Source organism: [Collinsella] massiliensis (assembly GCF_002161605.1).
Classification (GTDB): Bacteria; Actinomycetota; Coriobacteriia; order Coriobacteriales; family Coriobacteriaceae; genus Enorma.
On sequence record NZ_NFIE01000023.1, the window covers coordinates 16,439 to 28,247 of the forward strand.

8 protein-coding genes and 2 pseudogenes are annotated in these 11,809 nt (G+C 69.5%); 3 read left to right on the plus strand and 7 right to left on the minus strand.

Going from position 1 to position 11,809, the window contains the following annotated elements; genetic code table 11:
* Positions 1-4: 4 nt before the first annotated feature.
* From def to B5G02_RS09075, 7 genes are all read right to left on the minus strand, one after another.
* Complete coding sequence (gene def, locus B5G02_RS09045) at positions 5-541, minus strand: peptide deformylase (protein ID WP_094335977.1); 537 nt, start codon at positions 539-541, stop codon at positions 5-7.
* A 131-nt stretch (positions 542-672) separates the two neighbouring features.
* Positions 673-3,159: a replication restart helicase PriA gene (priA, locus tag B5G02_RS09050; protein WP_094335978.1), complete on the minus strand. Its 2,487-nt coding sequence runs from the start codon at positions 3,157-3,159 to the stop codon at positions 673-675.
* Positions 3,160-3,288: 129 nt separating this feature from the next.
* Positions 3,289-3,960, minus strand: a complete 672-nt coding sequence (locus tag B5G02_RS09055; protein ID WP_094335979.1) for a DUF3800 domain-containing protein — start codon at positions 3,958-3,960, stop codon at positions 3,289-3,291.
* A 248-nt stretch (positions 3,961-4,208) separates the two neighbouring features.
* On the minus strand, positions 4,209-4,763 hold the full coding sequence (locus B5G02_RS09060; protein WP_094335980.1) for a GNAT family N-acetyltransferase: 555 nt from the start codon (positions 4,761-4,763) through the stop codon (positions 4,209-4,211).
* Positions 4,764-4,773: 10 nt separating this feature from the next.
* Entirely contained in the window at positions 4,774-6,051 is a 1,278-nt protein-coding gene (metK, locus tag B5G02_RS09065) for a methionine adenosyltransferase (protein WP_094335981.1), read from the minus strand.
* 147 nt (positions 6,052-6,198) lie between these two features.
* Complete coding sequence (locus tag B5G02_RS09070) at positions 6,199-8,754, minus strand: YhgE/Pip family protein (protein WP_241146215.1); 2,556 nt, start codon at positions 8,752-8,754, stop codon at positions 6,199-6,201.
* Positions 8,751-9,509 (minus strand): hypothetical protein, encoded by a 759-nt coding sequence (locus B5G02_RS09075; RefSeq protein WP_094335982.1) that lies wholly within the window; start codon positions 9,507-9,509, stop codon positions 8,751-8,753. Before B5G02_RS09075 ends, B5G02_RS09070 begins: the two co-directional genes overlap by 4 nt.
* A gap of 171 nt (positions 9,510-9,680) precedes the next feature.
* Between B5G02_RS09075 and gltX the strand changes: the two genes are divergently transcribed.
* From gltX to B5G02_RS10340, 3 genes and pseudogenes are all read left to right on the plus strand, one after another.
* The gene (gene gltX, locus B5G02_RS09080; RefSeq protein ID WP_094335983.1) at positions 9,681-11,162 is read left to right on the plus strand and encodes a glutamate--tRNA ligase; all 1,482 of its coding nucleotides are present in this window, start codon (positions 9,681-9,683) and stop codon (positions 11,160-11,162) included.
* Between the two features lie 241 nt (positions 11,163-11,403).
* Positions 11,404-11,559, plus strand: a pseudogene (locus B5G02_RS10335) (helix-turn-helix domain-containing protein); the annotation flags it as partial.
* A 3-nt stretch (positions 11,560-11,562) separates the two neighbouring features.
* A pseudogene (locus tag B5G02_RS10340) lies at positions 11,563-11,809 on the plus strand (IS481 family transposase); the annotation flags it as partial.

The following is an 11,809-nucleotide window of genomic DNA, read 5'->3' on the forward strand; positions in this document are numbered from 1 at the left end:
CCTCCTAATTCGTATCGCCCGGCTGCGCTCCGCGCGAGCGCGCCTCCTGGTAATCGTGCATGGCGCGCATCCGCTGCGCGGGCGCGAGCCGCTCGAACATCGTGATGCCGTGCAGGTGGTCGATCTCGTGCTGCAGGCACACGCAGAACAGGTCGCCCTCGGCCTCGTAGCGCATGAGGTTCGCGTCGAGGTCGTACGCCTCCACGACCACCCGGTCGGGCCGCTCGATCTCGCAGCTGATGCCCGGGATTGAGAGGCAGCCCTCGGAGAAGGGGACGAGCGTGTCCGACTGCTCGACGATCACCGGGTTCACGAGCACGATCGGGTCGTAGGTGGCGCGCGAATCGTATTCGGTGTCGATGATGACGAGCTGGATGAGCTCGCCCACCTGCGGGGCGGCGAGGCCGCAGCCGCCGTTCTCGAACATCTCCTCCTTCATGCGCTCGGCGAGCGCGATGACCTCGGGCGTGATCGCCTGAATGGGCGCGCACTCCTGGCGCAAGCGGGGGTCGGGCGACACCACGATGCCGTTGATCTCCATATACCAATCCTTCCCGGAATAGCTCTGCTGAACGCTCCTATTGTATCCGCTCCGGGCCGGTACGAGACCCCCTGGGCGGAATCGGTACAATCACCCCGGACGCCGCGCGGGAAGCCACGGCGTGCGACCGGTCACATGAGGTCGTACGGGTCGATGTCCACGACGACGCTCAAGCCCCGACGCTCCCCCACCTCGGCGAGCGCCGCGGCGATGGCATCCGATATGGGGTAGGCCGTGGGACATTTGACGAGCAGGTGGAACCGGTAGCGATCCTTGGCGCGCTCGATCACGCAGGGCGCGGGGCCGAGCACGACCGGGCGGGTGAGCACCGCGAGCTGCGCCACCGCGGGCTCGGGCGCCATACCGCCCGCTTCACGCGCGAAGGCGCCCTCGAGCGCCGCCGCGATCGCGCGCACATGCCGCTCCACCTCCGCGCGCTCCTTGCCGCTCACCACCACATGCGCGAGCCGCACGTACGGCGGGTAGAGGGCATCCGAGCGCACCCGGCGGTCGTGGTCGGTGAAGATCGAGCGGTCATGGGCGGCGACGGCGCGGATGACGGGGTCGCCCGGCAGGTACGTCTGGATGATGACCTGTCCCGGCCGCTCCCCGCGGCCCGCCCTGCCCGCGACCTGCTCGAGCAGGTCGTAGGCGCGCTCGCCGGCGCGGAAATCGGGCATCTTGAGGGCGTAATCGGCGTTCACGACGCCCACGAGCGTGACCTCGGGGAAGTCGAGCCCCTTGGCGATCATCTGCGTGCCGAGCAGCACGGCGCACTCCGCGGCGTCGAACTGCTCGAGGAGCCGCGCGTGCCCGTCCTTGCCGCGCGTCGAGTCCGCGTCCATGCGGATCACCGCGACGTCCTTCGGCAAGAGGTCGATGAGGGCATCCTCGACCTGCTGGGTGCCCACGCCCATCTTCGCGAGGTACGGGCTGCCGCATTGCGGGCAGCGCGACGCGGGCGAGGGGTAGGCCTGCACGCGGTAGACCGTCCCGCAGGTATGGCATTCGAGCGTGTGCGTGCGCTCGTGGTAGGTGAGCGCCGTGGAGCAGTGCTCGCACGTGGGGACGCAGCCGCACTCGCGGCACATGAGGAAGGGCGCGAAGCCGCGGCGGTTGTGGAGCAGCACGGCCTTCTCGCGGCGCTCGACCACGCCCATGAGCGCGTCGTAGAGCGGCTTGGAGAACATCGAGCGGCTCCCGCGCGCGAACTCGCGCCGCAGATCCGCGACGACGATTCTCGGCAGCACGGCGCCGCCGGGGCGCTCGCGCATCTCGACGCGCTCCCAGGGCATATCTCGGAACGACCCGCGCCGGCAGCGGGCGAGCGCCTCGGCGGACGGCGTGGCGGAGCCCAGCACGAGCGGGCAGCCGTGGCGCCGCGCCATCTCCGCGGCGACCTCGCGGGCATGGTAGCGTGGGGTGGAACCCTGCTTGTAGCTCTGCTCGTGCTCCTCGTCGATGATGATGATGCCGAGGTCGCGATACGGGCAGAAGAGCGCCGAGCGCGCGCCCACCACCACGCGGGCAGCCCCTGCGCGCACCATGTCCCACTGGTCGAGGCGCTCGCCCGCGGAGAGGCGGGAGTGGAACACAGCCACGGCGTCGCCGAAGCGCGAGCGGAAGCGGCCGACCGTCTGCGCGGTGAGCGAGATCTCAGGCACGAGGACGCATGCGGAGCGGCCGGAGGCGAGCACGCGCTCGATGGCGGAGAGGTAGACCTCCGTCTTGCCGGAGCCGGTGACGCCGTCGATGAGCACGACGGCGCCCTCCGGTACCGCGCGTGCGCGCTCGATTGCGGCGAGGGCGGACTGCTGGCCGTCGGTCAGGCGCTCGGGCACCGCCGCGCGCGCGGACGAGAGCCGGGGCTCGCCCTCGGCGATACCGCGCCAGGCGCGCCGCTCCTCGACCTGCACGACACCGCGCTTCTCGAGCGCGCAGATGGCGGGCGACATGTCGGTATAGAGAGCGTTGAGCTCGCGCGTGGTGACCGGCCCCGCGCTGAGCGCTTGCATGAGCTGGCGCTGACGCGTGGCGCGGGCGGGAGGCTCATACGAGGCGCCCTCGGTCGTGAGCGAGACCCAGCGCACGGTGACCGCATGCGCCGCGGGACGCTCAAGCTCATAGGATCCGTCGTCGTGCCGGCACAGGCGCGGGCTGCCGCCGGGCGGCAGGAAGAGGCGCAGGCACTCAGCGGGCGCCGCCACGTACTCGCGCGCCATCCAGAGCGCGACCTGCGCGGACACGGAACTGAAGAGCGGCTCGGTGAGAACGTCGCGGATGGGTTTCACGCGCGCGGGGTCGAGGCCGGCGGCACCAGGCAGTTCACTGAGCGCGGGGGCGAACGCGAGGATGTACCCGAGCGCGGGGCGGTTGCCGAACCGCACGAGGACGGCGCAGCCCACCTGCGCGCGCTCCGCGAGCGCGGCGGGGACGGCGTATGCGAACGGCTCCGTGAGCGAGCGCGTGGGGATGTCGACGAGGACGGAGGCGAAGCACGCGGGCGCGTCTGTTGCGCCGCTCCCGGGGGCGGCCGCATCGGGCTCGCTGTGCTCCGTGGGCGCCACGCGCGACGTATCGTCCCACGGCAGATCGTCGAACAGGCTCGCTTGCCTCATCGCTCCCCTCCTCTCGCTCGCATGCGCATTCATAGCAGGGTAATGATACCGCGCCACCCAAACATTACCGAGGCCGTGCAATATGCCCACAGGCACACCGCGACCCACCGCGTCCACCAGACCCGGATGTTAGAGCAGCCTCCTGCGGATCTTCTTGAGGTAGTTCTTCGTGAAGCTGCGCCTATCCCCGAAGAACCGGCGGTCGGTCGCTCCGTCCGCATGCCGCTCGTAGCGCAGCGCGGCGAGCTCGATGCCGCAGACATAGTCCGCCACCTGCGCCATGTAGTAGTCCTTCGGCACGGCGTTGCGGTAGATGGCGGCGCTGCTCGCCAAACATGTATGAATCGCCTGATGAACGGCATGTTTCACGGTTTGCTGCCCGTTGTCATAGTAAATCTTGATACGGTCATATCCCAGAAAGAACTCGATGCGATCCCTGATGAACGACGTGAGCTCTCGTTCGATGCGCTCCGCAAGCATGTACTCACTGGAAAACTCCCGCTTTCTATATCTCAAAACCATGTAACGAAAGGGTGTTTTCTCAACGAAGATCTGAAAGCGCATCAGATAGCTCTTCCGCGTGTCCAAATCGACCTGCCCATATTGCTCGTGACCGCGGATAACCGGAGTAAAGTGAAACGTCCGCTCGACAAGACCGGTGTCTGAAAGTGCCTGGCGATATCGGGCAATGCTTGCAGTGATGCCAATCGACTGATCGTGAAACACAAACGCGACCAAGTAGTAATCGGAGCACGATCCGACATCGCCCGACTCATCAATGAAAATCGAAAGCTCCTTCATAAGGGCATCCCTCTTCTAATAAAAATGCCGAGGGACACCCCCCGGCGAAGAGACAGCCCTCCTTGTGTGGAGCGCTGTTCTATTTATACCACATGCCGGTTCGTCCATTCAATCATAGCAAAATACGAACACATGTTCTTCATGATAAGAACGAACATGTGTTCTACATAAAAGAGGGGCCGTGCAATCAGCACAGCCCCTCGTTCATGTATCCTGCATTTCGCAACTCAAGCAGCCAGATCTCCGCCCTACCCGCGCAGGTCGAGTTCCATGAGGTGTGCGGCGTGCACCACGCCGTCCTCGTAGCGCAGGGTGAACACGCCGCGATCCTCGTAGCCGTGCCGTACATAGAGGCGCACGGCGGGCTCGTTGTTGTCGAACACATCGAGGCGGAGCGTCGCGAACCCGCGCTCGCGCGCCACGACATCCGCGGCGTCGAGCAGAACGGGCGCGATGCCCTCCCCGCGATGAGCAGGGTCGACCACGAAGAGGTGCAGGACGCCCACCTGCGGCTGCGGGACGGCGATGCGCCAGGACGCGACCGCATACGTGGGGTCGTCGGCGTTATCGACGACGCAGGCACCGACGACGCTCCCCGCGCGCTCGGCGATGAGAAGCTCGCCCGCCGTGATGCGCTCGGCGAGCCCGTCGCGCGTGGGATAGGTGCCCCACACCCACTCGATGTCGAACGCCGTCCCCGCCATGGCGCGGCACGCCGCCTCGTATAGCGCGCAGACGGCATCGAGATCATCCGCGGTTGCCCGACGTGATACAAAGGTGTCTGACACCAAATTATCAGCCATCGCTGCTCCCCTACAGCCCGCACGCGGCGCGGAGCTCGTCCACGCGGTCGGTGCGCTCCCAGGTGAAATCCGGGTCGTTCCGGCCGAAATGCCCGTAGGCGGCCGTCTTCTCGTAGATGGGGCGGCGCAGGTCGAGGTCGCGGATGATCGCGCCCGGGCGCAGGTCGAATACCTCGTTCACCGCGCGGTCGATGACCTCGATGGGCACCTGCTCCGTGCCGAAGGTCTCGATAAGGACGGAGAGCGGGTGCGCGACGCCGATGGCATAGGCGAGCTGCACCTCGCAGCGCCTCGCGAGCCCCGCCGCCACGACGTTCTTCGCCACCCAGCGCGCGGCGTACGCACCCGAGCGGTCGACCTTCGTGCAATCCTTGCCGCTGAAGGCGCCGCCGCCGTGGCGTCCGGAACCGCCGTAGGTATCGGCGATGATCTTGCGGCCGGTGAGGCCGGTGTCGCCCATGGGGCCGCCAACCACGAACCTGCCGGTGGGGTTCACGTAGACCTGCGCGCCCTCCCACGGGATCCCCGCCGCGTCCATGACGGGCGCGATCACGTGCTCGAGCATATCGGCCTTGATGATGCCCATGTCCTCGATCTCGGGCGCGTGCTGGGTGGAGATGACGATGGTCTCGACCGCGACCGGGTGGTCGTCCTCATAGCGCACGGTGACCTGCGTCTTGCCGTCCGGGCGCAGGTACGGCAGCGTGCCCGCATGGCGCACGGCCGCGAGGCGCTCGGCGAGCCGGCTCGCCAGGTAGTGCGGCATGGGCATGAGCACCTCGGTCTCGTCGGTGGCATAGCCGAACATCATGCCCTGGTCGCCCGCGCCGATGAGGTCGAGCGGGTCCGTGGTCGTCCCCGCCTGGACGTCGTAGCTCTCGTCGACGCCCTGGGCGATGTCGGGGCTCTGGCCGTGGATCATGTTGATGACGCCGCACGTGGTGCCGTCGAAGCCGTACTTCGCGCGGTCGTAGCCGATGCGCGTGATGACGCCACGGGCGATCTCCTGGATGTCCACGTAGGCCTGCGTGCGGATCTCACCCGAGATGACGACCATGCCCGTGGTGAGCATCGTCTCCACGGCGCAGCGGACGTGCTCGAGCTTGGCGGGGACGCCCTCGGTATCGACGTACCCTTGCGCCTCGAGGCGCGCCTCCTTGGTGAGGATCGCGTCAAGCACGGCGTCGGAGATCTGGTCGGCGATCTTATCGGGATGCCCCTCCGTCACCGATTCCGAGGTGAAGAGGTAGCTGCGGGGATGCGTGGTGGAACGAGCGTCATTCGGCATAAAAGCCCCTTTCTGTAGGCCCCGGCGGCCGTTACCATTCCGCGGGGCGCTTCGGACGCGGCGCGCCCGGTGATCGTAGCGAGGAGATTGTACCGCGTGGGGCGGACACAAACGGGACATCAGGCGAAAAGCACAGCTCTCCCGTCGTTACGCGAAGGCACGCTCGGGACGCACGGCGCGCCACCGGGCGACCGCCGCGAGCGAGGCTACGACGCCCACCGCGAGCGCGATCGCGAGCGCGGCGCAGGCGATGCCCAGCCCCGTCGCCGACCCCGCGATCGCGCCGCGCAGCGCCTCGGCGAGGACGGGCACGGGCAGCACCGCGCCCAGGGCGGAGAAGACGCCCCCGGTGAAAGCCGCGGGCAGGACCGTCCCCGCCGAGAGCAGCTGGACCGCCAGGATGCCGAGGGAGACCGGCGCCGTGAAGCGGCCGCACAGGAGCCTGAGCGCGCAGGCGATTGCGCCGAACGCGAGCGAGCCGAGGACGATGAGCGCGGCGAACGCGGGCGCGTCGGCGGGCGCCCCCGTGACCAGCACGAGCGCAGCAGCCGCGACGAGCCCCTGCACGAGGCAGAACGCCGCCGTGAGCGCGATGCTCGAGAGCGCGCTCGACACGGCGCGCCCCGCGAGGACGGCACGGCGGTCGGGTCCGGGGAGCACGTAGGACGCCGCGAGCGCGCCGAGCCACAGCACGACGGCGAGCGCGGCGGGCACGAGGGACGCGGCGCCCTCCACGCGATCGATGCTCGTCGTGGTGAGCGACACGGGCGCGGCGGCGACCTCGGCGCGCTCATCGCGCGAACTCGCGATCTCGCCGAGCTCGTCGCCCGCGACGGAGAGCGTGTCGTTGATGGTCTGCTGACCCTCGCGCAGCTGGCCGATGCCGCTCGCGAGCTGGCCCTCCACGCCCGCGAGCGAGGAGAGCCCGTCGCCTAATCTGGAGACGCCGGTTCCCACCGTGCCGAGCGCCTGACCGAGGGCGAGGTTGCCCTGGCCGAGCTGGTCGACGGCAGAGGAGAAGCCCGAGAGCGCCTGCGGGGTCGCCGACACGCTCGCCGCGAGTGCGGATACGCCCTGGCCGAGGGCGCTCGTCGGGGCGAGCTGGCCCACCAGGCTCGTCAGGCTCACCGGATCCTGTCCCGGCTCGAGGGTGACGCCCTTATCGGTAAGTAAGCTCGCGGTGCCGAGCGCGATCTGCAGACGCGTAACGGAGCCGGCAGCGCCTTGCAGCGAACCGGCGACCGTCCCCGCGGATGCGGACGCGCGAGACGCAGCATCTTGGAGGGTGCCCGCCGCCTCCTCGAACGTCCCGACGAACGCATCGGCGCGCTCGAGGCCCTGCGACGCATCCGAAGCTGCCTGAACGGCATCGGCCGCCTGCTGCTTCACAGCGCCCGCCTGGTTATCGATTCCCTCGGATAGCGCCTCGTATCGCTGCGTGTCCGCGGTGAACTCATCCACGAGCTGCTGCTGCGCTTCGGTGCGCTGGGATGCATCGGTCTGCAGCGCTTCAGCGAGATCGATGATCTTGTCCTCGATCTGCTCTTCATTCTCCCCAGCGAGCCAGCTACCAGCGATCTCGTTGAGCGCGCTCACGTCTCCGACGAGCCCGCCCGTGCCATCGGAACCGGCAACGGCTTCCTGCAGGTCGGACGCCTGCTGCCCCACCGCCTCGACACCCGAGCGCGCCGAATCGATGCCGTCGCGCACCCCCTGCGCAGAAGCGGAGAGCGCCTCCTCGTCTGCCACCATATCGGCGGCGGCACCCGAAAGCGCCGGAACCTGCTCGGCAAGCGTGCCCTGAAGCTCCCCCAGCGACCCCAGCGCCGCCATAGCCTCATCGAGCGACTCAGATACCTTCCCCGTCAGCAGCGAAAGCCCCTGGTACATGCCGCTCAGTCCCGCGGAGACCCCATTCGCCACAGGCGCGAGCTGCCCGTAGGTCGCGGCGACGCCGTCCATGGCGTCCGAGACCGCCACGGCACCCGTGCCGGCCGCGTTCACGCCGCTCGCGATGGCGTCGACACCCGAGGCGAGGGCCTCGGTGCCGTCAGCCGTCTGCTCGAGCCCCTCGGCGATCGCACCCGTCCCCTGCTCGAGCGCGTCGTAGGCAGCGTCGAGCATGACCGCGCCGTCGGCGGTGAGCGTGAGGCTCGAGGCCTGCGCGTTCACGCCGTTGAGCACGCGCAGGAGATACGATTCGCCCAGGTCGGCGCGCAGGCGCGTCTGCACCTGCTTGAGCGCGGCGGACCCGGCCTGCGTGGCGAGCACGTTCTCAGACCCGGTCGAGATGATCTCGAGCTGGGCGCGGGACGGGTCGGAGCCGTCCAGGCTCGCGACCTTCTCGGAATAGTCCTCGGGGATCTCGAGCACGAGCGCGTACGTCCCGTCCGAGAGCCCGGCGAGCGCCGTCTCCTCGTCGACGGCATCCCACGCGAGGTCGGCGGAATCCGCGAGCGAGTCCACGAGCTCCGCGCCGGAGTTCACCGTGAAGCCGCCCGAGCCCGCGACGCCCTCGTCGAGGTTCACGACGGCGACGGGTATGCGCGCCTGCGCGTCGAGCGCGGGTGCGAGCGCCGCGACGAGCACGAGCGCGAGCACCGCGGGCAGCGCGAAGGCGGCGATGAGCATCGCCGGGGCACGGCGTCCGCCGCGCAGGCGCGCGCGGAGGGCGCTCACAAGATCGGAACACAGGCGCATCATGCCACCATCCCATCTCGGGTATCGGTTATCCCAGCCGCCCCATCGGCGTGACCGGCGGCCTTGTGCGCACCGCTCGCGCCGAGCTCCTCGGCGGCATCGAAGTCCAGGGCGTAGGCAGCGTCGGCCGCGCGGGCGCACGCGACCTCGCCCGTCGCGACGATCACCGCGACGCCGTGCCCCGCGGCATAGCGCCGCAAATCCGCCATGAGCGCACACGCGGATTCCGCGGAGAGACCATTCACGAACGCGTCGGTCAGATCGATGAGGGCGAGGCGCGCACCCGCGGCGAGCGCGAGCGCGGCAGAGAGCCGGGCACGCGGCTCCGGCCCCAGGCGGCGCGCGGGGTCACCCGCATGCGTCGCCGCACCCACGGCGGCGAGCAGCGACAGCACATCGGGGTCGGCATGGTGGAGGCGAGCCTCCCGCGTCGCGAGCCCCTCGACCGTGAGGCCCTCCTCGACGGGCGCCACGCGCTCGAACACGCCGAGCCCCGCCTGGACGGGCACCGCACCCGAAGCACGCAGCCCGCCGCGCGCCGGAAGCGCTGCCCCGAGCACCTCGAGCGAGCCGGACGTCGGGCGCACGAGGCCCGCCACGGCAAGCAGCGCGTCGCGCGCCGCCTCGTGCGTGGACGAGAGCAACGCGAGCACCTCGCCCGCGCGCGCCTCGAACGAGGCGAACTCGAACGAGCGATACGTATGCCGCACATATGAGATGTCGTGCGCGCGCACGACGATGCCGTCATCTTGAGCCACGCGGCCTCCTCGACCGGGCGCGCCGCCACGAGCGGGGGCTGAGCGCGCGAACCTTCATTCCTACCTTAGTACCCTATTTTGGCACGGAATGGCCACATTCCCCGCATTCTTCTATGCCGTATAATGCTGAGCTGTTCCAAGCGACCTACCGGCAGCAGATAAGGAGCAGCCATGACCTCACCCGTCCGCGTCCGCTTCGCCCCCTCACCCACGGGCAAGCTCCACATCGGCGGCGCGCGCACCGCGATCTACAACTGGGCGTTCGCCCGTGCGAACCACGGCACGTTCATCCTGCGCATCGACGACACGGACCCGACGCGCTCGACCGACGAGAACACCCAGATCATCCTGCGCGCCATGCGCTGGCTCGGCCTCGATTGGGACGAGGGCCCGGAGGTGGGCGGTCCCTGCGCCCCGTACGCGCAGACGGAGCGCCTCGACCTCTACCGCGAGGCCGCCGAGCGCCTGCTCGCCGAGGGCAAGGCCTACCCCTGCTTCTGCACGCCCGAGCAGCTCGAGGCCGACCGCGAGGCCGCCCGCGCCCGCAAGGACCCCTTCCAGGGCTACCAGCGCCGCTGCCGCAACATCCCGGCCGACGAGGCCCGCGCGCGCATGGAGGCCGGCGAGCCCTACACCATCCGCATCAAGGTGCCCGAGGACCGCGGCGACGTGGTCATCGAGGACGCCGTCCACGGTCGCGTGGTGTTCGACGCCAAGGAGCTCGACGACTTCGTGATCTTCCGCTCCGATGGCACGCCCACCTACAACTTCACCACGGTGGTGGACGACGCCGCCATGGGCATCACGCACGTGATCCGCGGCGACGACCACCTCTCGAACACCCCGCGCCAGGTCATGGTCTACGAGGCCCTGGGCGCGCCCGTGCCCGTCTTCGCGCACATCTCGATGATCCTCGGCGCGGACGGCAAGAAGCTCTCGAAGCGCCACGGCGCGACGAGCGTGGAGGAGTACCGCGACGCGGGCTACCTCTCGGACGCCTTCGTGAACTACCTGGCGCTGCTGGGCTGGTCGCTCGACGGCGAGACCACGATCATCCCGCGCGACGTGCTCGCGAGCCGCTTCTCGCTCGACCGCATCTCGAAGAACCCCGCGACCTTCGACCCCAAGAAGCTCGACTGGATGAACGCCGAGTACATCAACGCCATGGACGACGATACGTTCACCGAGCAGGTCATGCTGCCCGCGCTCGAGGCTGCGGGCGTGAGCGTCGCGCGCGAGGCGCATCCGGACGCCTGGTGGAGCCTGCTCGCCGGCATCGTGCGGCCGCGCACGAAGATGACGCCGGACGCCGCGCAGGTGGCCGCGCCCATCTTCGCCACCGCCGACATGCTCGCCTATGACGAGAAGTCCGTGGCGAAAGGCCTCGCGAAGGAGGGCATGGGGACGGTGCTCGACGCCGCGCGCGTGGCGCTCGGCACGCTTCCCGCCGATGCCTGGCACGCCGCCGAGATCGATGCCGCACTCGAGCCCCTGCCCGAGACGCTCGACCTCAAGAAGCGCGTCGTGTTCCAGGCCGTGCGCGTGGCGGTGTGCGGCACCATGGTGAGCCCGCCCCTCGGCGAGACCATGGAGCTCATCGGCCGCGACGACTGCATGGCGCGCATCGATCGCGCCCGCGGCATGGCGCTCTAGGAACCGCGCTCCGCGCAGGAAGAAGCGATACGCAACGAGGCGGGGTCGGTGCCGTTCCGCGCACCGATCCCGCCTGCGTTCTTATGTATGCAGCGATGCAAACGCCGAGCCGCCGGGCAGCGCCCCAGCGCGTCGCCTAGTTGTTCAGTGCCAAGACGTTGTTTACGCCCCGGGGATGACAAATAGGGATGGCTCCCGCATGCTGTGAGTTGTCTAGGCTTGCAGCGAAGGGGGCCATCCCATGTCCCAACATCCTAACGCAAGGCTAACGCCCAGGGGCCGGGAGACGCTCGTCTCCCGGGTCGTCGCCGGGGAGCGCGTCTCGTCCGTCGCCCGCCAGATGGGCGTCAGCCGCCAGACCGCGAGCAAGTGGCTCGCCCGCGCCCGCAGGGGCGAGCCGATGTCGGACAGGACCAGCAGGCCCCGCAGGCTCCCGAGGTCCACGCCGGCCGAGGCCGAGGCGCGCGTCATCGGGGCCAGGCGTTCCATGCTCCTGGCCCCGCTCGCCCTCGCCGCCGTCACGGGCGTGCCCGCCCGCACCTGCGCGAGGATCGTCGCCCGCTCGGGGCTGCCGAGGCTCGCCGACGTCGACCGCGTGACCGGGGAGGCCAGGCGCCGGGGACCGGTCACGCCCGTCCGCTACGAGA